Raw genomic sequence first — 23,694 nt, 5'->3', positions numbered from 1 at the left:
ATTAGTCTAAAACTAATTGTAAGCAGCTTTGTCAGATTCAGGCACTGACGCGCTTATAATGGCGATATTGCGGCAACCAGAAATTATCCTCAATTTTCTGCTGCAACATGGCATCGTCCAGCTCAAGCGCAAGGCCTTGCTGCATCGCTACTTTAGCGACGTTAAACGCAATTTGCTTACTCAGTGCAGACAATTCAGTAAAGGCAGGCAGCAAACCGCCCTCGCCGTTGTTTGCTTTTGGCGATGCAGCCGCCAGTGTTTTACTGGCTTCGCGCAACATTTCATCGCTGATAAGCCGGGCTTTACTGGCAATAACACCAAGGCCAATGCCAGGGAAAATATAGCTGTTATTACACTGTGCTATCGGGTAAAGCCTGCCGTTATACGCCACAGGTGCAAATGGGCTGCCGGTGGCAATAATAACATCGCCTTCGGTCCAGTTAATTACTTGCTCTGGTGTAGCTTCTACCTGGCGTGATGGGTTGCTAAGCGGGAAAATGATCGGCATAGCGCAGCCTTTTTTCATCGCCCGCACTACCGGCTCGGTAAATAAACCGGCCTGGCCTGATACACCAATTAAAATACCAGGCTGGGCACAGTTCATTACATCCAGTAAGCTTGGAAACTCGCTGCTGTAGCTCCAATCTGTAATTGCAGCTGATGACTGCGCCAAAGCTTGCTGGAAATCGCGCAGGCCCGGTGTGGTATCGGTAAGTAAGCCAAAGCGGTCAATCATATAGATTTGGCTACGTGCCTGCGCTTCACTTATGCCTTCAGCCACCATCTGGCTGATAACCTGTTCAGCAATACCGCAACCAGCTGAGCCTGCGCCAACAAACACCACTTTTTGCTCAGACAACTTGGCGTTTTTACTGCGACACGCCGCCAATAAAGTACCGACCGTTACCGCAGCCGTGCCTTGTATATCGTCGTTAAAACAGCATATTTTGTCGCGATACCGTTGTAGCAAAGGCATGGCGTTGGGCTGGGCAAAGTCTTCAAACTGAATAATGGCATCAGGCCAGCGCCGTTTCACCGCCTGGATAAATAAGTCAACAAACTCATCATACTCTGCCTGGTTAACCCGCTTTTGCCGCAGCCCCATGTACATTGGGTCGTTCAGTAGTTTTTCATTATTGGTGCCTACATCCAGCATTACCGGTAATGCATAAGCCGGGCTGATACCACCGCAGGCGGTATACAACGACAATTTGCCGATAGAAATGCCCATACCGCCAATACCCTGATCGCCAAGCCCCAATACCCGCTCGCCATCGGTTACTACAATCACCTTCACTTTGCGTTTGGTGGCGTTACGCAATACATCGTCCAGTTGATGCCGGTCCTGATAACTGATAAATAAGCCTCGGGCACTGCGATAAATATCAGAAAACTGCTCACAGGCATCACCTACTGTTGGCGTGTAAATGATGGGGATCATTTCTTCCAGGTGTTGTTGCAGCAGGCGGTAAAACAAAGTTTCGTTGTTATCCTGAATCGCGCGCAGATAGATATGCTTGTTAATCGCAGTATCAAAACTTTTATACTGCATATAAGCGCGGCTTACCTGTTCTTCTATTGTTTCATAGCGTGGTGGTAACAAACCGGCAAGGTTAAACGCCAGGCGCTCGTCTGCAGTGAAAGCACTGCCTTTATTTAGTAATGGCGTTTCCAGTAATGCTGAGCCTGAATAGGCGGTATACAACGGAGATTTTTTGCTTGAACTGCTCATGAACGGCTTCCAGATAACTGTTCCGGCAAACCTGAGGTTGTACCGGACAGAAAATATTAATAAATAGTGCTGATCCTGGGGTTTAATACGGACAAAATAAACAGGCCTTCAGTGTTGCAGAAGTCGATGGCGCGAATAATGTCTGGCTGAGTTAAGTTTAATAACTCCAGTACGAAAGGGTCAACAAGTTGCTTAGTGGAATACATCTCGGGATGTTGATTTGCCAATGCTAAACGCACGGCCAGATAAATAATCAGTTGGGCTTTGTTTTTTTGATCAAAGCGGGTGCTATGTTGCAGCGCTACCGGCTCGACAATGCTGTCGGGTAAATGCCACAAATGCAGCAACTCTGCGCCACACTCTGCGTAAGTAAATCCCAGGGTATTTAGCTGAAGCTGCCAGGGGCGTTGTTCTGCAGTGTATTCCTGACAGCTGTGCGCTTGGCCGGCATCATTCTGTAATACCGCCAGCTCGCCAATATTGTGCAGTAAACCTGCAACATAAAAGCGATCTGTTGGTTTAATCTCGCAGCACTGCGCCAGGTGTTTGGCAATAAGTGCTGCATTGATGCTTTGCTCCCAGAAACGCTCAAGATCAATGGCTGATGTGTCAACTTTACTGCAGGCCGACGCAATGCCGATACTCAGCACCAGATTATATACCTGTGTTTTGCCCAGCACTAATAGTGCTTTACTAACGCTTTCAACCTGATAAGGCAAACTATAAATTGCACTGTTAGCCAGTTTAAGCAATTTTGAAGTGAGTACCGGGTCGAGCAAAATAACATCCGCCACTTCATCCAGACTGGCGGTGTCAGAGTCCATCAGTTCTTTAACCCTCAGATAGCCTTCAGGCAGGGCAAACAGATCGGATACATTCTGGGCATACTGCAACGCTTTCATTGGGTGACTCTCCTCCAGCTGACACCGATGTACTACAGCCAGCTATAAGTGTTACTGCTGCCAGCGATTTTACAAGCTTTGGCCAGAAAATCTTAGTTTTTTTTACCGGGAGGATTAGTTTCTGTACCAGATAGTGCAGAAATCAGCCAAATAAGGCACTGGCCCGATCACTTCGGGCCAGTACACCTTTCTCAGGCGACCAGACTACGCAGCATCCAGGCCGTTTTTTCATGCACTGTCATGCGCTGAGTCAGCAGATCAAGAGTTACCTCGTCAGAGGCTTCATCGGCCACCGGTACAATAGAACGTGCCGTTTTTGCTATAGCTTCCTGGCCTTTAACCAGATCTTTAATCATCTCTTCGGCAGATGGAATACCATCGGCTTCTTTAATGCTGGTTAGCTTGGCATATTCTTTGTAAGAACCCGGGGCAAACTCACCCAGGGCACGAATACGTTCAGCAATGTCATCCACCGCCAGTGCTAATTCATTGTACTGGGTTTCAAACAGCGTATGCAGCGTTTGAAACATTGGCCCGGTGACGTTCCAGTGGTAGTTGTGCGTTTTTAAATAAAGGGTATAGGTGTCGGCCAGCAGTACAGATAAACCACCGGCAATAGCTTTACGTTGTTCTTCATTAATACCAATATTAATTTTCATAGCGCTTCCTCTTAAATGAGCTCGGAGACAGCCTTAACATAGCATAAAAACAGTAGCCTAATTCTAGCCTAGCCAGTTAAAACAGTATCTTACCGGGCGTGAATGAATATACCTGCAGAAGACATGGGGATAAATGACAAAAAAATCAAGGTATAAAAAAAGCCGGTCAATATAACCGGCTTTTTACGTTACACGGCAGTTTGCGCCGCCAGATATTCTTCATAGGTACCGACGAAGTTACGGATATCTTTGTCAGTAATTTCGATAATACGGCTGGCAAGGCTGGAAACAAACTCACGGTCATGGCTGACAAACAGTAAGGTGCCTTTGTAATGCTCCAATGCCAGGTTCAGCGACTCGATAGATTCCATATCAAGGTGGTTGGTGGGTTCATCCATTACCAGTATATTTGGCCGTTGCAGCATTAATTTGCCAAATAACATACGCCCTTTTTCACCACCGGATAGCACTTTAACCGATTTTTTTATCTCGTCTTGTGAAAACAACAACCGGCCAAGAATACCGCGTATTGCCTGCTCGTCATCTGACGGCTGTTTCCACTGGCTCATCCAGTCAAACAACGTCATCGCTTCACTGAATTCGTGGGCATGATCTTGCGCATAGTAACCAATTTTGGCATTTTCCGACCATTTCACCATGCCAGATTCTGGCGTTAAATCGCCTACCAAACATTTAAGCAAGGTGGTTTTACCAATACCGTTGGCGCCTAAAATGGCTACTTTTTCGCCTACTTCAATGGTCAGGCCTAAGTTTTTCAGCAAGGAAAGCTCGCCAAAACTCTTGTTCAGACCCTCTACTTCTAAAGCCAGCCGGTATAACTGCTTTTGTTGCTCAAAACGGATAAAAGGGTTAACCCGGCTGGACGCTTTTACTTCTTCCAGCTGAATTTTATCAATTTGCTTGGCGCGTGACGTGGCCTGCTTGGCTTTTGACGCGTTGGCAGAGAAGCGGCTAACAAAGGTTTGCAACTCGGCTATCTGGGCTTTCTTTTTCGCGTTATCTGACAATAAACGCTCGCGGGCCTGAGTAGCGGCAAACATATATTCATCGTAATTGCCCGGATACAGGCGCAGCTCGCCGTAATCTAAATCAGCCATGTGGGTACAGACACTGTTTAAAAAGTGACGGTCGTGCGAAATAATCACCATGGTGCTGTTACGTTCGGCCAGCACATTTTCCAGCCAGCGAATGGTATTGATATCCAGGTTGTTGGTGGGTTCGTCCAGCAGCATAATTTCCGGATCGGCAAATAGCACCTGGGCCAGTAACACCCGCAGTTTAAAACCGGGGGCTATGGCCGACATCGGGCCAAAGTGTTGCTCAACCGGAATGCCTACACCAATTAATAACTCACCGGCACGCGATTCTGCTGTGTAACCGTCCATTTCGCCAAAGGCTACTTCAAGATCGGCCACTTTCATGCCGTCTTCTTCGCTCATTTCGGCACTGCTATAAATGCGGTCACGCTCTTCTTTCACTGCCCACAGTTCTGAGTGGCCCATGATCACAGTGTCAATAACCGAATATTGCTCAAAAGCAAACTGATCCTGATGCAGCTTGGCAACCCGGTGGTTTGGTTCAACAAACACATTACCGGCGCTTGGCTCCAGTTCACGGCTTAAAATCTTCATAAATGTTGATTTACCGCAACCGTTGGCACCGATTAAACCATAGCGATTACCTTCGCCAAATTTAATCGAAATATTTTCAAACAACGGCTTGGCGCCAAATTGCATCGTAATGTTAGCAGTTGATATCACAGTGTGTTCCAGAACAAGTTAAGACAAATAGCCAAAGCAGCTAAGGGTAACAGGCGACTAAGAATAAAAGTGCGATACTATACGCGTTTTTACCGTTAAACTCAAAAACAAACGCCCGGTATTTACCGGGCGTAAGCTAAGCCTTTTACATAAACCATTTATTACCGGGCAGCTTGCTCTACTGCTGCTTTACACAACTGTGTAATGCGGGGCCAGTCTTTGGCCGCAACCGCATCATCAGGTACTATCCAGGAACCACCAACACATTTTACATTTGGCAGTGCCAGATATTCGAGGAAGTTTTTCTCGTTAATACCACCGGTTGGGCAAAAACGAATATCGGCGAAAGGACCGTAAATCGACTTTAACGTCTTTACACCACCAGCAGCTTCCGCCGGAAAAAACTTAAAGTGGCTGTAGCCTAAACCGGTACCTTCCATCAGCTCAGAAATACTGGCGATGCCGGGTATTAAAGGAATAACGGCATCTTTACCTGCCTGCAATAGCTCACGCGTTAAGCCCGGGCTGATAGCAAATTTAGCCCCGGCATCCACCACCTGTTGCAGCTGAGCTGCGGTAGTAACCGTTCCGGCACCAACAATGGCGTCGGGCACTTCTGCCGCCAGCAAACGGATGGCATCAAGTGCTACCGGCGTACGCAGAGTAACTTCCAGTACCTTAATGCCACCGGCCAGCAAAGCTTTTGCCATAGGCACAGCGTCTGCTAAATCTTTAATAACTATTACCGGTACCACTGGGCCCTGGTCAAACAAAGTGCCAGGTTGCAACTGCCAGTTTTCAAATGCCATATTAATTACTCGCCAAAAATTGTTTCAGGTAGACTGCGGCGCCAACCAAACCAGGCTGTTCTGCAGTAACGACATAGGTGGCGATCTGGCGATTAAAAGCGCTAAACCGGCCTTTTGCTTCAAAACGGGCTCTGAACTCGCTATCAGCAAGCAGAGGTAATAATTTCGGGGCTATACCGCCAGCAATATAAACACCACCAAAGGTGCTGAGCGTCAGCGCCAGATCACCGGCTACACTGCCTAAACTGGCAAAAAACTGCAGCACCGTATCGCGGGCTAATGCACATTCGCCTGTCAGGGCTTGTTTGGCAATCTCAGCGGCACTGAGTGGCTCAGTAACCTGTTGGCGATACAAAGCCAGTGCTTTATAAATGGCTTCCAACCCCGGGCCGGATAACAATCGTTCGGGTGACACATGGCCATATTCTTTGGCCAGCATTTGCTGAATAAACCATTCCTGCTCGGTTTGAGCAGCCCAATCTACATGGCCGCCCTCGCCTGGCAACGGAATAAACTGATCATTTACCGGCAGCAAATGTGCAACACCCAGGCCGGTACCTGCGCCGAGCACAGCCATAGGTTTACCGTGCTGAATTTCGCCGGGGCCTATTTTCACTCTTTGTGCCGCTGTTAACGCCGGCAAACACATGGCCACAGCGGTAAAGTCATTCATTACCTGCAGCGCTTCAAGACCCAGCTGCTGCTGCATGGCTTTAACGGAAAAGCGCCAGTGAAAATTGGTCATACTGATCTGATCACTGGTTACCGGGCAAGCTATAGCAATAGCCACGTGCTTAATGTCCGTTAAACCTTGTTGCTGCTGATAATGTATTAATGCATCAGCCAAAGTCGCAAATTCTGCACAGGGATAAACAGCAACCTTGTCCAGCACCAGGCTGGCAAGCTCAACCCGGCTAAAACGGGCGTTGGTGCCACCGATATCAGCAACAATAGCGTGGGTAGGCAACTTAGCCATGCAGGTGCTCCTCGGTGGTAAACAAGCTGCAGGCGCCCTGCTCTGCGCCGGTTAACTGACTGCGCAGCGCACCGAACATTTCACGGCCCATGCCGTAGTAACTGTCAGCCATATCCATAGTGGCAACGTCACGGGCAGCCAGCTCGGCATCGGATACCAGCACTTCAAGCCGGCCAGTGTTGCCGTCTACCAGCATCATATCGCCGGTTTTAATACGGGCGATATTGCCGCCATCAACCGCCTCTGGTGTCACATGAATAGCGGCAGGTACTTTACCCGATGCACCTGACATACGGCCATCGGTTACCAATGCCACTTTAAAGCCGCGATCCTGTAACACTCCCAGTGGAGGTGTCAGCTTATGCAGCTCTGGCATACCACAGGCTTTAGGCCCCTGAAACCGTACAACAACTATACAATCTTTGTTTAAGTCACCGGCTTTAAAGGCTGCATCCAGCTCGTGCTGGCTGGAAAATACCACCGCAGGCGCTTTAACAATCTCGGTACCTTCACGCAGTGCAGAGGTTTTAATCACGCCACGGCCAACATTGCCAGATAACACTTCAAGGCCACCATGAGCTTTAAAGGGTTTTTTCACTGTTGCCAATACATCCGGATCAAGCGATGTTTGCGGTGCATCCACCCATACCAGCTTGCCGTCTTGCATCACAGGTTGCTGGGTATAACGGCGTAACCCGGGGCCTGCAACAGTTTGCACATCTTCGTGCAATAAACCGGCGTCCAGTAATTCGCGGATTAACAGTGCCATACCACCAGCATGCTGGAAGTGGTTAATATCGGCCTGGCCATTGGGGTAAATACGGGTTAGCAATGGTGTTGCCGCAGATAGCTCGGCAAAATCATCCCAATTGACGATAAAACCCGCCGCTCGTGCCATAGCAATTAAATGCATAGTGTGATTAGTTGAACCACCGGTAGCCAACAGGCCGACAATACCGTTCACTATAGCTTTGGCGTCGACCAATTTACCTACTGGCAGGTAATCTGTGCCTAAGTCTGTTAAGCGGGTAACCTGCCGTGCCGCAGCCTTGGTTAACTCGTCACGCAGTTCTGTGCCCGGATTGACAAAAGACGCACCCGGTAGGTGCAGGCCCATAATTTCAACCACTAACTGATTGGAGTTAGCGGTGCCATAGAAAGTACAGGTACCGGCAGAGTGATAAGAGGCCGATTCAGCCGCCAGCAACTCTTCTTTACCGACTTTACCTTCAGCATATAACTGGCGTATGCGGGCTTTTTCTTTGTTCGGAATACCTGAAGGCATAGGGCCTGCTGGTACAAATACAAACGGCAGGTGGCCAAAGCTCAGGGCAGCCATAAATAAGCCTGGTACAATTTTATCGCAAATGCCCAGCATCAAACCGCCGTCAAACATATTGTGCGATAAGCCTACTGCTGCTGACATTGCAATAATGTCACGGCTTAACAGGCTAAGCTCCATACCCGGCTGGCCCTGGGTTACGCCATCACACATTGCCGGCACGCCACCGGCAAATTGCGCCACGCTGCCAACCTCTTTTACCGCCTGTTTAATAATTGCCGGATAATGTTCATACGGCTGGTGCGCCGACAGCATGTCGTTGTAAGACGATACAATACCAATGTTTGCTTTGGTCAGGCTGCGTAAATCGCCTTTTTCCTGCTTATCGCAGGCAGCAAAACCATGTGCGAGGTTACCACAGCTTAATACCCCCCGGTGCGGGCCTTTTAAGCGGGCTTTTTCCAGCCGTTGCAGATAAATATCGCGGCTGCGTGTACTGCGGGCAATAATTCTGTCCGTTACTTTCTGAATCACAGGATCCATGACTATCCCCTAGTTTTCGGTGTACATCACCGTAACTTGCGCTACAGGATGGTGTAAAAAGGCACGGATCGGCATGGCAAGCACATCCTGCTCTGCCATAGCCTTGTTCAGTACCGCGAGTTTATTGCTGCCAACCAGATGCAAAAAGATATTACGGCTGTTTAGCAGCCGTGGCAGGCTTAACGACATACGCTGATAAGGCGCGGTTTGCGGTTGCACCGCTAATACCGCAGGGGCGTTGTCAGCCAGGCCATGCTTAATTTGTTCACTGCACGGGAATAATGATGCAGTATGGCCATCCTCCCCCATACCAAGTATTACGGCATCAAAGGTTGGCAACGGCGTAATACGTGGCAGCACCTGGGCAACACCGTCAAACGCTGATGCTACATTGGCATATAAGCTGATGAAACGGGCTGCCTTAGCGTTATTTTGTAACAATGTGGCCTTAACCAAACGCTCGTTAGAATCCGTTTGATGAGCATCCAGCCAGCGATCGTCGGCCAGTAGCACCGTAACCTTGTCCCAGGCTAAATCAACCTGGCTTAAGGTATTAAACAGTGCCTGAGGCGTTTTGCCGCCGGATACCACTAAATACGCTTCGCCGCGCTCAGCAATAGCCTGCTGTAAAATGCTGACTAACCGGCTGGCGAAAGCGTCATTAAGGGCACTGGTATTGCTAAATTGTGTTAGTTGCATCATGGCTTATTCTTCCCAGTTGCGCTCGTCACGGGCTAGCATAGAAATAGCTGCAACCGGCCCCCAACTGCCTGCCTGATACGTTTTTGGCGGCTCATTGCTGGTTTTCCACGCATTAAGAATACCATCGACCCATTTCCAGGCATGTTCAACTTCATCGCGGCGTACAAACAAATACTGGTTACCCAGCATGGCTTCCAGTAACAACCGCTCATAAGCATCGGCAATGCGCTGCGATTTAAAGGTTTCGTCAAAGCTTAAATCAAGTTTACTTTCCTGCAGGCGCATATTTTCGCCCAGGCCAGGTATTTTATTCAGTACCTGAATTTCCACGCCTTCGTCCGGCTGCAAACGAATAATCAGTTTATTAGCCGGTAACTGGTTGTAAGTAGCATGAAAAATATTATGCGGCTGCGGTTTAAAGCAAATCACCACTTCACTTAACTTAGATGCCATACGCTTACCGGTACGCAGGTAGAACGGCACCCCAGCCCAACGCCAGTTATCAATATCTACCTTAATAGCAACAAAGGTTTCGGTTTTACTGTTTGGCCTGGCGCCCTCTTCTTCCAGATAACCGGGCGCTGCTTTACCGGCAACAAAGCCACTGCCGTACTGGCCGCGCACAGTTTTTTCCTGAATATTACTGATATCAATGCGGCGTAGTGCTTTAAGTACTTTTAGCTTTTCGTCACGAATACTGTCGGCGTCCAAACGGGCCGGCGGCTCCATCGCTATCAATGTCAGTACCTGTAACAGGTGGTTCTGTACCATGTCGCGCATTTGCCCTGCATCGTCGTAGTAGCTCCAGCGCCCTTCTACACCGACTTCTTCTGCAACCGTTATTTGCACATGATCAATAGAATTATGATCCCAGTTACCGGCAAAAATAGCGTTAGCAAAACGCAGCGCTAACAGGTTAAGTACGGTTTCTTTGCCCAGATAATGGTCAATACGATAAATTTGGCTTTCTTTATAAAACTCAGCTACCTGATCATTGATCACTTTAGAAGAGGCTAAGTCGTGGCCGATGGGTTTTTCCAGCACCACACGTGCGGGCTCTTCTGCCAGCCCTGCTACTGCTAAGCCTTTACAGATAGAGCCAAATAACGACGGTGGCGTAGCGAAGTAACTTACCGGGACCCGCTTATTTATGTCAGTAACCGCTGAGAGCTTTTTGTAGTCTTGCTCGTTTGCCAGATCTAACTGCACGTATACCAGTTTTTGCTGCAAACGCTGCCATATTTCATTGTCCAGCGGTTCTTTGAGGAATTTGTTCAGATTGGTTAACACCAGCTCAGCATAAGCTTCTGTCGACATTTCATCACGGGCAACGCCGATAATGCGTGATTCAGGGCAGAGTAAATCAGCTTTTTCTAACTGATACATTGCCGGTAACAGCTTACGCCGCGCCAAATCACCTTTAGTGCCAAACAGAATTAAATCACACGCTGAATTTTGTGCTGTTGCCGTCATAACTGACCCTTGATTTAGATGTAATTTTACAACACTTCGGCCATACTAGCGCAGCATAACGGGGTTGTAAACCAGATATCTTGTAATTAAATTACAGATTACGTAATGTTTTGACTATTCTTATATAATAAGGCAGCCTTAGCAACGGATCTGTGGTTTTGTAGTAAATTTAGTACTATTTTGACCACCGCCCTGACGGGCTACACCCTGTATTACAAACCTGTATCAGCCTAATTATAAGCCAGGAATTGCCGGATGAACGTGCTGGAAAAAATAGTCAATAGCGTAAACAGTTTTAGTAAATCGGAACGTAAAGTAGCCGATGTAATTCTGGCTAACCCACAAACAACTATACATAGTAGTATAGCGGCCTTGGCTAAAATGGCTGATGTCAGCGAACCCACTGTTAACCGTTTTTGTCGCAGGCTGGACACCAAGGGCTTTCCTGATTTTAAACTGCATTTAGCCCAAAGCCTGGCCAATGGCACACCTTATGTAAACCGCCATGTAGAAGAAGAAGACGGCCCTGAAGCTTATACCGCTAAAATCTTTGAATCTACTATGGCTGCACTGGATACAGCAAGGCAACGTGTTGATATTAACACAATAAACCGTGCGGTTGATGTGCTGACACAGGCAAAGAAAATTTCTTTTTTCGGTTTAGGCGCTTCTGCCTCTGTAGCGCATGACGCGCAGAATAAATTCTTCCGCTTTAATGTGCCAGTAGTGTGTTTTGACGACATTGTGATGCAGCGAATGAGTGCTATAAACAGTGCTGAAGGTGATGTTGTGGTATGCATCAGCCATACAGGCCGCACGAAAAACCTGTGTGATATTGCTGCTATAGCACGTGAAAATGACGCTACTGTTATTGGTGTTACCGCTTATGACAGCCCGCTGGCAAAAGAATGTACGCTTGTATTATCGCTGGACGTGCCGGAAGATACCGATATGTATATGCCCATGGCGTCACGCGTAGCGCAGTTGGTGCTAATAGACATTCTGGCCACCGGCTTTACGCTGCGCCGCGGTAGTAAATTCCGTGAGAACCTGAAAAAAGTCAAAGACAGCTTGCGTGGCTCCCGCTTCGACAAAAAAGATTTCAACAACTGACAATCCGGTGCAGTTGTGTCGGCAACTGCACCAACCTGTAATTTTTCTTCATTGCTTTGCTGTATTCTGTAATTAAATTACATTAAACTAACAGCAAGCTATTACACCCTCTTTGCAACAAGCAGGAAATAACCATGCACAGAAGAACTAAAATCGTCGCGACGCTAGGCCCCGCCACCAATACACAGCTATCTATTGAAAAACTGATCAAGGCTGGTGCAACCGTATTCCGTCTGAACTTCTCGCATGGCAGTGCTGATGATCACCGCGAACGTGCCAGTATGGTGCGTGCCGCAGCTGAAGCGCTGGGCGCACACGTTGCTATTTTAGGCGATTTACAGGGCCCTAAAATTCGCGTTTCTACCTTTAAAAATGGTGCGGTAATACTTGAAGAAGGCATGCCGTATATATTGGATGCAGAATTGCCTAAAGGCGAAGGTGATGAGCATCAGGTAGGTATCGACTATAAAGAGTTACCGCAGGATGTAAAAGCCGGTGATTTACTGCTGTTAGACGATGGCCGCATTCAGTTAGCAGTAGACAGAGTGGAAGGCGCTAAAGTTTATACTACCGTCACTGTTGGTGGTAAGTTAAGTAACAATAAAGGTATTAACCGCCAGGGCGGTGGTTTAACAGCCCCTGCTCTGACCGATAAAGACAAACGCGATATTATTACCGCAGCAGAAATTGACGTTGATTATCTGGCGGTATCTTTCCCACGCTGTGGCGATGACTTACGCTTAGCCCGTGATTTAGCGCTGGCAGCGGGTTCTGAAGCCCGTATTATGGCAAAAATAGAACGCGCTGAAGCGGTAGCTGATAATGAAACGCTGGATGACATTATCCGCGCTTCTGATGCGGTAATGGTTGCCCGGGGTGATTTGGGTGTTGAAATTGGCGATGCTGAGCTGGTTGGCCAGCAAAAACGTATTATTGCCCGTTCGCGTCAGTTAAATCGTGTGGTGATCACTGCAACCCAGATGATGGAAAGCATGATTGAAAGCCCAATGCCAACCCGTGCTGAAGTAATGGACGTAGCTAACGCTGTGCTGGATGGTACAGATGCTGTTATGTTGTCAGCTGAAACGGCGGCCGGTAAATACCCGACTGAAACCGTGCGGGCGATGGCCCGGGTATGTGACGGTGCGGAAAAACACCCAAGCGTACAAATTTCCAAGCATCGTATGGATGTGACCTTCACTGAAATAAGCGAAACCATTGCACTGTCTGCTATGTATGCTGCCAACCACCTCGAAGGCATTAAAGCCATTATTACGCTGACAGAGTCTGGCTATACTGCCAAGCTGATGTCACGTATTACTTCGCCACAACCTATTTACGCTTTGTCGCGCCATACCAAAACGCTGAACAAAATGGCGTTGTACCGCGGTGTTTATCCGGCGTTTTTTGACAGCACAGCGTTACAAGGGCAATCACTGGCCGATGCGGCCATTGAAGCGGTAAAAGTCAAAGCAGGTTTAAAAAGTGGCGACTTGGTTATCATGACACACGGTGATGTTATGGAAACTATCGGTGCCTCTAATACCTGCAGAATTGTGCAGGTAAAATAGTACGTGCGCCACTAATACGAAGGGCTCATTCGAGCCCTTTTTGCTGCCAGCTATTTAAAACACATCGCGTTGCAGCTTACGTATTTTACGTGCGCTATGATATTGCACAAATTGCGGTGCCAGCGCGGTTAATGCTGAGCCCACTACCACCAGCGCTGCGCCAAGCCAGGACCAAAAGTTAAGTTGTTGTGCTGCTAAATAGGCAGGAAACAGCCAGCCCACAATATTCGCAAACAAAATAGTAAACAGGGGTGTTACGGCCAATACTGCACTGACTTTAGACGCCTCCCAGTGATGCAAGGCTTCAGCAAAAGCACCGTAGGCCACTACGGTATTTAAACAGCAAAAGATAAGCAGCAGCCAGTGCAGGCCTGTCATCGTTAACAGCGGTGTAAAATCGGATACCGGCATAAAAGCAATAGTGCCGGCTACATAGAGTAAATACATAATTTGCTTTGAAGTGTAATGCACCAGTAATTGTTTTTGTGCCAGAGCATAGGCCGCCCAGGTTACCGCTGCAGCAATCACCAGCAACACGCCAAGCGTTTCGGTGCCCGCTTGCAATATCAGTTGCACCAGGCGCTCATTAAAAAACAGCAGCAAACCCGCAACCAGAATAACCGCACCGGCTTTTTGCCACAGTAACAAACGCTCTTTAAATATAAAGACGCCGCCTATCATCATTAAAAATGGTGCCAGCTGAATAACCACTTGCGCGGTTTCTGCACTGAGGTAATTCAGGCCACTTAAATACATAATGTAGTTAGACAGCAAACCCACTACAGCAATCAGCATCAGTTTTGCTATATTGGGCCTAAGGAGTAAAGCGGCTTTGGGCAACTTGCCCCGCGCGCCCAGCCAAATACCAACGATAACAGCAGCGGCCAAAAAACGGATTAGCGTTATGGTATTCGCTGTTAACACATCGAGCAAAATCTTTAATGCGATAGGCAAAATGCCCCATAAAACAGCAGTGGTTAAGGCTAACAATAACCCAACCAGGCTTTTACCTGTAATTTGATGCATGATGCAGATCCAATGTAATAAACAAAGTGGCAGGCGTTGCAGAGTATATCTGCGCAGAGAGGCGCTATTTTCGCTTATTTTACCTGTTGCTGTCTTTAGCCTGGTACTGTTATATCGACTAACACACTAACTATTGCGCTATATCAAACACGGTCCGGACTTTAACACCCTATACTGAGCAACATGTTAGCTGCAAACAGAGATAAACGATGATTAAACGTGTTGGTGTATTAACCTCCGGTGGCGATGCGCCGGGGATGAATGCTGCAATCCGCGCTATTGTTCTCACCGGCGCGGCATACAATATCGATATTATTGGTTTTCGTCATGGATTTAATGGTTTACTTGACGATGATTACCAAACACTGCTGCCGCAGCATGTACAGAATATTATTCAGCATGGCGGTACCATCTTAAAAAGCGCCCGCTGCAAAGCATTACATACCCCGGAAGGTGCAAAACAAGCCGCAGAGGCATTACAACGTTTGCAACTGGATGCGCTGGTGGTTATCGGTGGTGATGGCAGTTTTCGTGGCGCATTAGCCATAGCGGAGCATTATCATGGCCAAATCATCGGCGTGCCTGGCACGATTGATAATGATGTAGATGGCACCGATTACACCATTGGTTTTGCTACCGCTATAGATACTGCACTAGATGCAATAGATAAAATCCGCGATACCGCCGATGCATTTGAGCGGATATTTTTGGTTGAGCTGATGGGCCGACACTCTGGCTATATTACCTTGTCTGCGGGTATCGCCGGGGGAGCTGAACAGATAATTTGCCCGGAGTTCGGCGCCCTGCAACCTGAAGATTTAAAAACGCTGATAGCGCCGGTGCAGCGCGCACAACTACTACGTGGCAAAAGCAGTTATATTATTGTTGTTGCAGAAAACAGTTACCCAGGCGGCACCACCGCACTGGCAGAAGCGCTTAGCACTGCTTTGGGCATTGAATGCCGGGCTTGTATTCTTGGCCATATCCAGCGCGGAGGCTCACCTGTGGGGGCAGACAGAATTCTGGCAACTAAACTGGGAGCTTATGCCATAGAGCAACTGGTGTTGGGGGCTAATTTAATGATGGCAGGTGAAATAAACCAACAGGCGGTGTTATACCCTATGGCTCAAACCGGTGCGAAGAAAAAGCAGATAGACCCTTATCTGGTGCGCTGGCAACAAACTATTGCCAGCGATTAAGCATGCCAGATAACAACGTACTACTGATTAAAAACCTGTTTTACCCGGTCTTTATAGCTACGGCTTACTTTAACGGCCTGGCCGTTGGTTAACATTAACTGATGCTCACCATTGGCCAGCATCTGTAATTTGGCAATGGTGTGCACGTTTACGATAGCAGAGCGATGTACCCGTACAAACAACTTGGGATCCAGTTCCTGCTCAAGCTCTTTCATGGTACGGCGTAAAATATGCGTTTGCCCGTCACGGGTATGAATACACATGTAGTCGCCGGCAGCGTCAACCCACTCAATGGCAGCTACCGGCACCCGGGTAATTTCGCCGCTGTCTTTAATGCTGATCGCATCCGGGAAACGGTCATTTACCACCGGCTGAGCATTATCCAGCCGTTGCAGGATATTACCGGTGTCGTCTCCGGTAAGTTTTGCTACAGCCTCTGCCAACTGACCTTTATGTCTTTGCGTGTCCTGTGCCTGATATATTTTCAGGACCTTTTCTACTGCCTGTTTTAAACGCTCAGGTTCAACCGGCTTTAACACATAGTCCAGCGCACTGACTTCAAAAGCGCTGTAAGCATAGTGGTCATACGCTGTAACAAAAACAATGTAAGGTAAAACCGCATTTTGCGCCTGTAATTGCTTCAGCACTGCAAAACCGTCCATGCCTGGCATTTCAACGTCCAGAAAAACCAGATCCGGCGTTAGCTGACTGATACTGTCAATGGCTTGCTGGCCATTGGTACATTCGGCGATAACTTCCAGCTCAGGAAACTCCCGTAACCGCACCATCATTCCCTTGCGGGCTAAAGGTTCATCATCAACTACTATTACCTTAAGCATGTTCCTGTTCCGTTTTTTCTAGTTGTAATGGAATTCTGATATTTACTTTTAAGCCCTGTGGCTGATTATGCGTTAAAACCAGAGCAAAGTTATTGTCGTACAGTGCAGATAAACGCTCTTTGGTGTTCACCAGACCAACCCCACTGTCACTGCTTTTGGGCAAACCATTGGTAATGGTCATACCCGGCCCGTTATCAGCTACTTCCAGCAATAAATCATGGCCAAACTTTTTCGCCGTAATGGCTATTTCACCGCCATTAATTTGGCTGGCTACCGCATACTTAATAGCATTTTCAATTAGCGGCTGCAAAATTAAACTGGGTACCAGCGCTTTCTCTGTCCCTGGCTCAAGATCGAATATAACAGACAAACGCTCGGAGAAGCGCACCTTTTCAATCTCAAGATACAAACGAGCGGCATATACCTCTTGCTCCAGCGGTACCTTGTTAATAGGATCTTTGTACAATGAATAGCGCAAAAAGTCACTAAGCCTGGTCACCATTTTATTGGCAGTATCGGCTTCATTAATTAACACCAGTGTTGAGATAGCATTGAGGGTATTAAACAAAAAATGCGGATTAAGCTGATAACGCAGCATTTTCAGCTGTGCTTCATGCGCTTTGTTGGTTGCTGTCAGTGACTTTTGTTTCTCTTGCTGTAATGTTTGATAGTACTTAATACCGAAATACAAACCACTCCAGCTTAACATGACATAAAACGCCACCGGTGTATCACGGATATACTTTAGCCAGTCGTCTGGCCGCGCGCCGTGGCGATATATTTCCCAATAGTTAAAGTTACGCACCGTAGTCCATATTGCGGCAACAAAAAATGCCAGCAGCAATACGGTTATGATCATTTTCCAGGGCGTCCAGAACCAGGCGCGTTGATAAGCGTAGCGCAGAGGTATGGTAATTAACCAGCCAATATAAGAGTCCAGCGCAACGATAATCAGGTAAGCATCGCGCGTTTCCTGGATCAGAGAGCCGAGATAATTGACGATGGCAAAACCCAGCCAGCCTAATGTATGCAGTATCCAGAACTGGCGGGTACGATCTTCAAATAACTTATACAAAACAATAACCCGCAGGCCAAGAAGGTAATAGCCCGATTATAACTAAATGGTAGCCAAAATCCCCGTTCACTGGCCGTGTTTGCATATGTATTAATCGCATTATATTAGCCATTTAGCCAGGCAACCTGGCGATTCAGCCCAGCACCGGTGTGGGTTTGCGATCCGGCCCTAAAGCAACAAAAGTAAAGTTGCCGGAAATCGCTTTATGCTGATCATCGTTATACATATGCTCCACAAAAATATCGACATGTACACGAATACTGGTACGGCCAATGTGCTCAACCCGGGCAACCAGTTCAATAATAGTGCCGGCCGGAATAGACTCTTTAAAATCTACCCGGTCTGAGCTGACAGTAACCAGAGGTTTGCGACAAAAGCGTGTGGCCGCAATAAAAGCCGCTTCATCCATCCAGGCCAGCGCTTCGCCGCCAAATAAGGTGTTATGGTGATTAGTCCGGCCGGGAAATACTGTTTTAGTGACCCTTGTTACCGCATGTTCCATCCGTTTGGCAATTAACGCTTCGTTACTCATAGCAATACTCAGTTATAGCAGTGAAAGACGCGGCGATTCTATAAGAGCCACACCCAATTGCAACAGTATCGCACACAAATACGTATCCGGCTGCCCGCTTACTGCTTTAGCTACCGGCTTAACATTGGGCCAAGTGCCCTGCCGCCAACCAGGTGCAAATGAATATGATAAACCTCCTGCCCGCCATGGGCGTTACAGTTCATAATCAGCCGGTAGCCTTTGTCAGCAATACCATGCTCTGCAGCCAGTTTACGTGCTACGGTAAACAGCCGGCCAAGCGCAGCTTCATGCTTTGGTTCAACATCATTAACGGTTGGAATAAGCTGGTTAGGTACTAATAAAATATGCACCGGTGCACGCGGGCGGATATCGCGAAATGCGGTAACCAGCTCGTCCTGATACAAAATATCGGCTTGTGCCTCGCGGCGAATAATTTTACTGAATACCGTTTCTGTTGCCATGTCATTTTCCTTATTCGGTTTTAGCGGCATAATAGTCAGCTTAATACGCCACAACGCTGTAGGCAAAGGGTAAACCTTTTACCTACAAAAAGAGTAATACTATGAAATCTGTGAAGTACCAGCTTGATATAACCGATGTCAGCGCGCATCTGATATCTGTAACGCTCAGTTTTACTCCCAGCTCACCGGTACATGAACTGATGCTTCCTGCCTGGATCCCCGGCAGCTATATGATTCGTGATTTTGCCCGCAATATTGTCGCAATAACAGCCCGCGATAAATCCGGCGTACTACAGCTGCGACAACTGGATAAACAGCGCTGGCAATTACAGTGTAACGACAGCCCAGTGACGGTTAGTTATCAGCTCTATGCTTACGATTTATCCGTCCGGGCCGCTTACATTGATGATGAAGTAGCGGTGTTAAACCCGGCCAGCCTGTGTTTAAGCGTCAATACGCTGGAAGCCTTGCCGCATCGGGTTAATATCAGTAAACCCCAGTCACGCGTTATTGAGGACTGGCAGGTAGCTACCGGTTTAAGCCGGAGCCAGGGCACAGATTTTCTTGGTTTTGGTGAATATAGCGCGGCTAATTATCAGGTGCTTATCGACAGCCCCATTCTGCTGGGTAAATTTACCCTTACCGAGTTTGTCATTGAGGGGATCAGCCATTATCTGGTCGTTACCGGTGATAACCTGACCAACCTTGGCCGCTTTACCGCCGATTTAACCCGGATTTGCCAGCAGCAGGTTAACGTATTTGGCAGTTTGCCGGCAGATTTAACCAGCTACTGGTTTTTGCTGTGGGTAACAGAAGATGGTTACGGTGGCTTGGAACATCTGAACTCTACTTTACTACTGTGCAGCCGTTTTGATTTGCCAGCACCGGAACAACCCCAGGTAGATGAAAACTACCAGAACCTGCTGGCACTTTGCAGCCATGAATACTTTCATACCTGGTGGGTTAAGCGCTTAAAACCTGCTGTTTTTCAGCAGTATCAGCTAACAGCAGAGCAATACACCCGCCAACTTTGGCTATATGAAGGGTTTACCTCTTATTATGATGATTTAGCGTTAGTACGTGCCGGCTTAATTGACAGCAAAACCTATATTAAAACGCTGGAAAAAGCCATTTCAAGAGTTACACGTAACCCAAGCGACAGCCAGCAAAGCCTTATAGACAGCAGCTTTACTGCCTGGACCAAGTTTTATAAGCAAGATGAGAACGCAGTAAATGCCGTAGTCAGTTATTATGCCAAAGGGGCCTTACTGGCTTTATGTCTGGATGCCAGTCTGCGCAGCTGCAATAGCTCACTGGATGACGTTGTGCGCCAGTTATGGCAACGCTATCTGGTGTCAGGTACGCCAGATAATGCGCTGCACAAAGTTTTGACAGAGCTTGGCTTTGCTGAACTTGCCACAGAAAGTGATAAATGGCTGACACAAGCTGCAGCACTGCCCCTTGCAGAATTATTGCCGACACTTGGCCTGACGTTAACAATACGGCCGATGCAACATGGTGATGATTTCGGAGGTGAAGCCAGTGTTGAAAATTTACCCTTTATTGGCGCCCAAACTAAACCGCTAAATGGCCTGTTGCAATTAACCCAGGTTTACCATGGCGGCAGCGCGCATCAGGCCGGTTTAATGAGCGGAGATCAGCTGCTAGCCCTGGATAACCGTAAAATCAGCCCTACCAGCTTGCCACAGCTGTTAAAGCGTTACCCTGAGGGCAGCACGTTAACTCTGCATTTTTATCGGAAAGATCGTTTACTGCAAAGCCAACTGACGTTAAATGCCGCGCAACAACAGGTTGCGGTGCTTACTGTGGCTGAGCAAGCGCAGTGCGATAGTTGGCTGCAGCAAGCGCTGCCTGGTTAAGGTAACTTCAAACCTGGCAGCAGCGCAGGGTCCAGCCGTTCCTGCTGCCAGTTAATCCGCCAATCCAGGTGCGGGCCGGTTACTCTCCCGGTCGCCCCTACTTCAGCAATTTTTTGCCCTTGCTCAATATTATCGCCAACTGCAACGTCAAAGCGGCTTAAATGCATAAAGGTAGAACTGATGCCAAAACCATGATCAATGATCAGTGTTAAGCCTGAATAGTATAAGTCTGCAGCTAACAATACTTTACCACTTAACGGCGCGACAACAGGCGCACCAACAGGTGCTGCAACATCAAGGCCGTAATGCGGATTTCGCGGCTCACCGTTAAATACACGCTGGCTGCCATAAACACCGGAAATGCGGCCTTTGGCCGGCATTATAGGAGTATCAAAGATAAACGGCAGGCCGGATACCGTTTCACGTACGGCACGCACCTGCTGGTTGTCACGGCGGATCCGTTCGGTTACCTCTGCAGGTGGTGTAACGTACTTTTGTGCCACACCGTTAACATGCTGAATATCATACTGGCGCGCAGTAAAGGTTAACGGCTTGATATACTTTTCGCCATTGAGCTGCACGGTAAGCTGATGCTTAAGAGGTGCATCCCGGCCAATACCAAACACAAAACGACCATCGCTGCTTAGTGGCAGTTCAATGTCATTAAAAAATACTTTACTCCCTACCGCAGCCTTACCACGCAGCAAACTGCCCTGAGTTAACTGCCCTTCCAGCTCTATAGCGGGCTGAGCGAACAATGCAAAGCTGACACTAGCTAACAGCGATAGCGCCTTTACCCACACCTTCATAAGCTACGACCTTATATTGCCTGGTGTTATCCAGTTGCTTTAATTCTGCTGCGATATACTCTGCCAGACATTCTACAGTAGTATCACAGGGTACAATTTCACAATGGGCTTTGGGTATGGTCAGCTCAAACCAACCTTGCGCAGCCTGATAACAGAAACTATAGTCATCCGCACCGGCAGTAAGATGCTGTAAAACATCTGCATTACATAAGTCTTCCGCAGACCCAAGATAAATATCCTGCCAGCGCTCGCACCAGTATTTATTCAGCCGCGGTGTTAACATACCGTCAGCATATATCTGAATGGTTGAGCGATGCCCATGGGCAATACGCTGGCAATTGCCATCGTGCTTCTTTAAACCATGGCTGTAATGATAGAAAAAGCCACTGACAGTTTCTGCTCGCAAGGTAAATATTAGTTTATCAATATTTGCCGGTAACAGTGGCTTAATACTGTGCTGTAAGAACTCAGTTACGGTTTGCAGGTTTATGGCATCAGCCTTAATGGCAACAATAGCCTCGGCCGGCGCTGCCATCTGAATATGGCCACGGTTACTTTCAAAGCTCAGTTGCTGCAGCCCTTTGGCATTTCGCAGTTTTACGGCAGCCGATAATTCTGGCACAGCCAGCTTATGATCAATCAGCTGATCAATAGCATGCTTAATAACTTTTTTAACCTTGCCAAAATCCAGCACCATAGAGGTCTGGTCCAGGCCGCCATGCAGCTCTACATCAACAATATAACTCTCGCCCAACATGCCACGCTTTTGACACAGGTAAGAAAAATCAATAACGGTCAGATCCCTTACAAACAAAATCATCAGTGGCTCTCAATTACTAACTGGATTGCCGGCATTATACCGCTGAACGCAATGCAGCAACACCTCAGGCCGGGTATTTTAACGCTTATGCTCGGTGAGCCAGCTGTTTAAAATACCTACCTGGCCGCATTTATGCGCCGCATACATCAACCGTATAGCGTTGCTGAGTAAGACACTGTCGCTCCACTCGGTTTTTTGCTGAATTTCCTGATAGCAACTTAAGGCCTCCGGAGTGAGATACCCGCGTAGCTCTTTTTTACCGGATTGCTTTTGCCGTTCACGATACCGCAGTTGTTTTTCTGCATTGGTCAGCGCTTTTCCACTCGAATTTGTCATGATGTCACTCTTTGGCAATAACACTGTCATACACTCAGGCAGTTAACTGCTTGATGCGTAAAATTAAGACTTAATACAAATCGGACTTGTTTGGCGTACAAGTGTTCGCTAAAGTGGCCCGGTATTTTCAACGGATTAAACATACATGACTAAGAATAGCTTTACAAAAGAAGATTTGATCGCCTGTGGCAACGGCGAGCTGTTTGGTGAAGGCAATAGCCAGCTACCCTCTGACAATATGCTGATGATGGACCGTATTATCCACATTTCAGAAGAAGGTGGCCTGTATGGTAAAGGCCAGATCATTGCTGAGTTGGATATTACACCAGACCTGTGGTTTTTTGCCTGTCACTTTAAAGGCGATCCGGTAATGCCAGGTTGCCTGGGGCTTGATGCCATGTGGCAACTTGTCGGCTTCTTCTTAGGCTGGTGTGGCGGCCCGGGAAAAGGCCGTGCCCTGGGCGTAGGTGAAGTAAAATTTACCGGCCAGGTGCTGCCTACAGCCAAAAAAGTGACTTACACCATTAATATGAAGCGTGTAATCAAACGCAAACTCTATATGGGCATTGGCGACGGTGTGGTAAGTGTTGATGGCCGTGACATTTATGCAGCAACCGATCTTAAAGTCGGTTTGTTTCAGGATACATCCAGTTTTTAATATACATCATGCTTAATGCTAAAAGCCCCGCAAGTTATCCTGACGGGGCTTTTTTAATGCCTGGGCTTATCGGGAAAAATTACTGACCTTTATTAAACAGCCCAACATTGCGATCTTCGATGGCTTCGCGCCAGCCTCCTAACCATTGTGAGCGCGTATCTAAACCTTGATAAGGGCAAATTTCTTTTGACCGTCCGGTTACACCGGCACGATAACCTTGAGCATGAGCACGTTCCAGACGATCACGTTTTTGTCTTTTCATACGGCAGTCTTCCTCAACTTTTTATTTGATAAAAATAATCACAAATGAGTTTGCGATTACCCTTTAATTGATAGTCGACAGCGATAAAAGGTTCAATCTGAAATGGACAGATTAAAAGCTTGACAAGGACTAACAAGCTGAAGTTGTTTAAGATTTGATGACAGATTTATTTATATCGAATTACACTAAGCAGCTAGCTTTTATAACTATAAAGCTGCAACAACCCCACCGACATAAAAAAAGCTGCCGAAGCA

At 47.6% G+C, this 23,694-nt stretch carries 23 protein-coding genes; 5 read left to right on the top strand and 18 right to left on the bottom strand.

The features are described from left to right. Positions 1 to 37: 37 nt before the first annotated feature. The 9 genes from BLW68_RS10240 to zwf all read right to left on the bottom strand — a co-directional run bounded on the left by BLW68_RS10240 (position 38) and on the right by zwf (position 10,859). Positions 38 to 1,732: an NAD-dependent malic enzyme gene (locus tag BLW68_RS10240; protein ID WP_092792972.1), complete on the bottom strand. Its 1,695-nt coding sequence runs from the start codon at positions 1,730 to 1,732 to the stop codon at positions 38 to 40. Positions 1,733 to 1,788: 56 nt separating this feature from the next. Continuing rightward, complete coding sequence (locus BLW68_RS10235) at positions 1,789 to 2,634, bottom strand: HDOD domain-containing protein (protein ID WP_092792970.1); 846 nt, start codon at positions 2,632 to 2,634, stop codon at positions 1,789 to 1,791. A gap of 191 nt (positions 2,635 to 2,825) precedes the next feature. Continuing rightward, positions 2,826 to 3,293 carry a Dps family protein gene (locus BLW68_RS10230; RefSeq protein WP_092792968.1) on the bottom strand — a complete coding sequence of 156 codons (468 nt, stop codon included), beginning with the start codon at positions 3,291 to 3,293 and terminating at the stop codon, positions 2,826 to 2,828. A 188-nt stretch (positions 3,294 to 3,481) separates the two neighbouring features. Beyond that, positions 3,482 to 5,074 carry an ABC-F family ATPase gene (locus tag BLW68_RS10225; RefSeq protein ID WP_092792966.1) on the bottom strand — a complete coding sequence of 531 codons (1,593 nt, stop codon included), beginning with the start codon at positions 5,072 to 5,074 and terminating at the stop codon, positions 3,482 to 3,484. A 161-nt stretch (positions 5,075 to 5,235) separates the two neighbouring features. Further along, positions 5,236 to 5,883, bottom strand: coding sequence for a bifunctional 4-hydroxy-2-oxoglutarate aldolase/2-dehydro-3-deoxy-phosphogluconate aldolase (locus tag BLW68_RS10220; RefSeq protein WP_092792963.1), 648 nt, complete (start codon positions 5,881 to 5,883; stop codon positions 5,236 to 5,238). A gap of 1 nt (position 5,884) precedes the next feature. Beyond that, positions 5,885 to 6,859 carry a glucokinase gene (locus BLW68_RS10215; RefSeq protein WP_092792961.1) on the bottom strand — a complete coding sequence of 325 codons (975 nt, stop codon included), beginning with the start codon at positions 6,857 to 6,859 and terminating at the stop codon, positions 5,885 to 5,887. Continuing rightward, positions 6,852 to 8,684, bottom strand: a complete 1,833-nt coding sequence (gene edd / locus BLW68_RS10210; protein ID WP_092792959.1) for a phosphogluconate dehydratase — start codon at positions 8,682 to 8,684, stop codon at positions 6,852 to 6,854. Before edd ends, BLW68_RS10215 begins: the two co-directional genes overlap by 8 nt. A gap of 9 nt (positions 8,685 to 8,693) precedes the next feature. After that, a complete protein-coding gene (pgl, locus tag BLW68_RS10205) occupies positions 8,694 to 9,386 on the bottom strand; it encodes a 6-phosphogluconolactonase (RefSeq protein WP_218141348.1) in 693 nt (230 codons plus the stop codon). A gap of 3 nt (positions 9,387 to 9,389) precedes the next feature. Continuing rightward, positions 9,390 to 10,859 carry a glucose-6-phosphate dehydrogenase gene (zwf, locus tag BLW68_RS10200; protein ID WP_092792955.1) on the bottom strand — a complete coding sequence of 490 codons (1,470 nt, stop codon included), beginning with the start codon at positions 10,857 to 10,859 and terminating at the stop codon, positions 9,390 to 9,392. Positions 10,860 to 11,114: 255 nt separating this feature from the next. On the opposite strand from zwf, the gene BLW68_RS10195 reads away from it, so the two are divergent. Both BLW68_RS10195 and pyk read left to right on the top strand, forming a co-directional pair. Continuing rightward, positions 11,115 to 11,972, top strand: a complete 858-nt coding sequence (locus BLW68_RS10195) for a MurR/RpiR family transcriptional regulator (RefSeq protein ID WP_068238042.1) — start codon at positions 11,115 to 11,117, stop codon at positions 11,970 to 11,972. 134 nt (positions 11,973 to 12,106) lie between these two features. Further along, positions 12,107 to 13,543, top strand: coding sequence for a pyruvate kinase (pyk, locus tag BLW68_RS10190; protein ID WP_092792953.1), 1,437 nt, complete (start codon positions 12,107 to 12,109; stop codon positions 13,541 to 13,543). 54 nt (positions 13,544 to 13,597) lie between these two features. Here the strand turns inward: pyk and BLW68_RS10185 are convergent, their stop codons facing one another. Next, a complete protein-coding gene (locus BLW68_RS10185; RefSeq protein ID WP_092792951.1) occupies positions 13,598 to 14,569 on the bottom strand; it encodes a DMT family transporter in 972 nt (323 codons plus the stop codon). A gap of 209 nt (positions 14,570 to 14,778) precedes the next feature. On the opposite strand from BLW68_RS10185, the gene BLW68_RS10180 reads away from it, so the two are divergent. Further along, positions 14,779 to 15,768 (top strand): ATP-dependent 6-phosphofructokinase, encoded by a 990-nt coding sequence (locus tag BLW68_RS10180; protein ID WP_092792949.1) that lies wholly within the window; start codon positions 14,779 to 14,781, stop codon positions 15,766 to 15,768. 20 nt (positions 15,769 to 15,788) lie between these two features. Here BLW68_RS10180 and BLW68_RS10175 read toward each other — a convergent pair whose 3' ends face one another. The 4 genes from BLW68_RS10175 to BLW68_RS10160 all read right to left on the bottom strand — a co-directional run bounded on the left by BLW68_RS10175 (position 15,789) and on the right by BLW68_RS10160 (position 18,741). Then, positions 15,789 to 16,607: a LytR/AlgR family response regulator transcription factor gene (locus BLW68_RS10175; protein ID WP_092792947.1), complete on the bottom strand. Its 819-nt coding sequence runs from the start codon at positions 16,605 to 16,607 to the stop codon at positions 15,789 to 15,791. Then, positions 16,600 to 17,682 (bottom strand): sensor histidine kinase, encoded by a 1,083-nt coding sequence (locus BLW68_RS10170; RefSeq protein ID WP_092792944.1) that lies wholly within the window; start codon positions 17,680 to 17,682, stop codon positions 16,600 to 16,602. The genes BLW68_RS10175 and BLW68_RS10170 overlap by 8 nt, the downstream gene beginning before the upstream one ends. A gap of 133 nt (positions 17,683 to 17,815) precedes the next feature. Next, on the bottom strand, positions 17,816 to 18,214 hold the full coding sequence (locus BLW68_RS10165) for an acyl-CoA thioesterase (RefSeq protein ID WP_092792941.1): 399 nt from the start codon (positions 18,212 to 18,214) through the stop codon (positions 17,816 to 17,818). 110 nt (positions 18,215 to 18,324) lie between these two features. Further along, positions 18,325 to 18,741, bottom strand: a complete 417-nt coding sequence (locus BLW68_RS10160; RefSeq protein WP_425438499.1) for an HIT domain-containing protein — start codon at positions 18,739 to 18,741, stop codon at positions 18,325 to 18,327. Positions 18,742 to 18,776: 35 nt separating this feature from the next. Between BLW68_RS10160 and BLW68_RS10155 the strand changes: the two genes are divergently transcribed. Continuing rightward, positions 18,777 to 20,555: a M61 family metallopeptidase gene (locus tag BLW68_RS10155; RefSeq protein WP_092792940.1), complete on the top strand. Its 1,779-nt coding sequence runs from the start codon at positions 18,777 to 18,779 to the stop codon at positions 20,553 to 20,555. Here the strand turns inward: BLW68_RS10155 and BLW68_RS10150 are convergent. The 3 genes from BLW68_RS10150 to BLW68_RS10140 all read right to left on the bottom strand — a co-directional run bounded on the left by BLW68_RS10150 (position 20,552) and on the right by BLW68_RS10140 (position 22,520). After that, positions 20,552 to 21,364 carry a M23 family metallopeptidase gene (locus BLW68_RS10150; protein ID WP_092792938.1) on the bottom strand — a complete coding sequence of 271 codons (813 nt, stop codon included), beginning with the start codon at positions 21,362 to 21,364 and terminating at the stop codon, positions 20,552 to 20,554. The two genes, BLW68_RS10155 and BLW68_RS10150, sit on opposite strands and share 4 nt — an antisense overlap. Continuing rightward, positions 21,327 to 22,184: a 6-carboxytetrahydropterin synthase gene (locus BLW68_RS10145; protein ID WP_092792936.1), complete on the bottom strand. Its 858-nt coding sequence runs from the start codon at positions 22,182 to 22,184 to the stop codon at positions 21,327 to 21,329. Before BLW68_RS10145 ends, BLW68_RS10150 begins: the two co-directional genes overlap by 38 nt. A gap of 78 nt (positions 22,185 to 22,262) precedes the next feature. Then, complete coding sequence (locus tag BLW68_RS10140) at positions 22,263 to 22,520, bottom strand: hypothetical protein (RefSeq protein WP_092792933.1); 258 nt, start codon at positions 22,518 to 22,520, stop codon at positions 22,263 to 22,265. Between the two features lie 145 nt (positions 22,521 to 22,665). On the opposite strand from BLW68_RS10140, the gene fabA reads away from it, so the two are divergent. Then, positions 22,666 to 23,178 (top strand): bifunctional 3-hydroxydecanoyl-ACP dehydratase/trans-2-decenoyl-ACP isomerase, encoded by a 513-nt coding sequence (fabA, locus tag BLW68_RS10135; protein WP_092792931.1) that lies wholly within the window; start codon positions 22,666 to 22,668, stop codon positions 23,176 to 23,178. Positions 23,179 to 23,257: 79 nt separating this feature from the next. Here fabA and rmf read toward each other — a convergent pair whose 3' ends face one another. Beyond that, positions 23,258 to 23,440 (bottom strand): ribosome modulation factor, encoded by a 183-nt coding sequence (gene rmf / locus BLW68_RS10130; RefSeq protein ID WP_068238104.1) that lies wholly within the window; start codon positions 23,438 to 23,440, stop codon positions 23,258 to 23,260. Positions 23,441 to 23,694: the final 254 nt, after the last annotated feature.

The organism is Rheinheimera pacifica (genome assembly GCF_900108485.1).
GTDB lineage: Bacteria > Pseudomonadota > Gammaproteobacteria > Enterobacterales > Alteromonadaceae > Alishewanella > Alishewanella pacifica.
The sequence above is the reverse complement of the archived record's forward strand: the minus strand, read 5'-3'. Positions and strand labels throughout refer to the sequence as shown.

What these genes read in the sequence shown, in the direction of transcription:
- BLW68_RS10240 (WP_092792972.1), bottom strand. Translation starts at nt 1,732, where the DNA reads ATGAGCAGTTCAAGCAAAAAATCTCCGTTGTATACCGCCTATTCAGGC.
- BLW68_RS10235 (WP_092792970.1), bottom strand. Translation starts at nt 2,634, where the DNA reads ATGAAAGCGTTGCAGTATGCCCAGAATGTATCCGATCTGTTTGCCCTG.
- BLW68_RS10230 (WP_092792968.1), bottom strand. Translation starts at nt 3,293, where the DNA reads ATGAAAATTAATATTGGTATTAATGAAGAACAACGTAAAGCTATTGCC.
- BLW68_RS10220 (WP_092792963.1), bottom strand. Translation starts at nt 5,883, where the DNA reads ATGGCATTTGAAAACTGGCAGTTGCAACCTGGCACTTTGTTTGACCAG.
- BLW68_RS10215 (WP_092792961.1), bottom strand. Translation starts at nt 6,859, where the DNA reads ATGGCTAAGTTGCCTACCCACGCTATTGTTGCTGATATCGGTGGCACC.
- edd (WP_092792959.1), bottom strand. Translation starts at nt 8,684, where the DNA reads ATGGATCCTGTGATTCAGAAAGTAACGGACAGAATTATTGCCCGCAGT.
- pgl (WP_218141348.1), bottom strand. Translation starts at nt 9,386, where the DNA reads ATGATGCAACTAACACAATTTAGCAATACCAGTGCCCTTAATGACGCT.
- zwf (WP_092792955.1), bottom strand. Translation starts at nt 10,859, where the DNA reads ATGACGGCAACAGCACAAAATTCAGCGTGTGATTTAATTCTGTTTGGC.
- BLW68_RS10195 (WP_068238042.1), top strand. Translation starts at nt 11,115, where the DNA reads ATGAACGTGCTGGAAAAAATAGTCAATAGCGTAAACAGTTTTAGTAAA.
- pyk (WP_092792953.1), top strand. Translation starts at nt 12,107, where the DNA reads ATGCACAGAAGAACTAAAATCGTCGCGACGCTAGGCCCCGCCACCAAT.
- BLW68_RS10185 (WP_092792951.1), bottom strand. Translation starts at nt 14,569, where the DNA reads ATGCATCAAATTACAGGTAAAAGCCTGGTTGGGTTATTGTTAGCCTTA.
- BLW68_RS10180 (WP_092792949.1), top strand. Translation starts at nt 14,779, where the DNA reads ATGATTAAACGTGTTGGTGTATTAACCTCCGGTGGCGATGCGCCGGGG.
- BLW68_RS10175 (WP_092792947.1), bottom strand. Translation starts at nt 16,607, where the DNA reads ATGCTTAAGGTAATAGTAGTTGATGATGAACCTTTAGCCCGCAAGGGA.
- BLW68_RS10165 (WP_092792941.1), bottom strand. Translation starts at nt 18,214, where the DNA reads ATGAGTAACGAAGCGTTAATTGCCAAACGGATGGAACATGCGGTAACA.
- BLW68_RS10155 (WP_092792940.1), top strand. Translation starts at nt 18,777, where the DNA reads ATGAAATCTGTGAAGTACCAGCTTGATATAACCGATGTCAGCGCGCAT.
- BLW68_RS10150 (WP_092792938.1), bottom strand. Translation starts at nt 21,364, where the DNA reads ATGAAGGTGTGGGTAAAGGCGCTATCGCTGTTAGCTAGTGTCAGCTTT.
- BLW68_RS10145 (WP_092792936.1), bottom strand. Translation starts at nt 22,184, where the DNA reads ATGATTTTGTTTGTAAGGGATCTGACCGTTATTGATTTTTCTTACCTG.
- BLW68_RS10140 (WP_092792933.1), bottom strand. Translation starts at nt 22,520, where the DNA reads ATGACAAATTCGAGTGGAAAAGCGCTGACCAATGCAGAAAAACAACTG.
- fabA (WP_092792931.1), top strand. Translation starts at nt 22,666, where the DNA reads ATGACTAAGAATAGCTTTACAAAAGAAGATTTGATCGCCTGTGGCAAC.
- rmf (WP_068238104.1), bottom strand. Translation starts at nt 23,440, where the DNA reads ATGAAAAGACAAAAACGTGATCGTCTGGAACGTGCTCATGCTCAAGGT.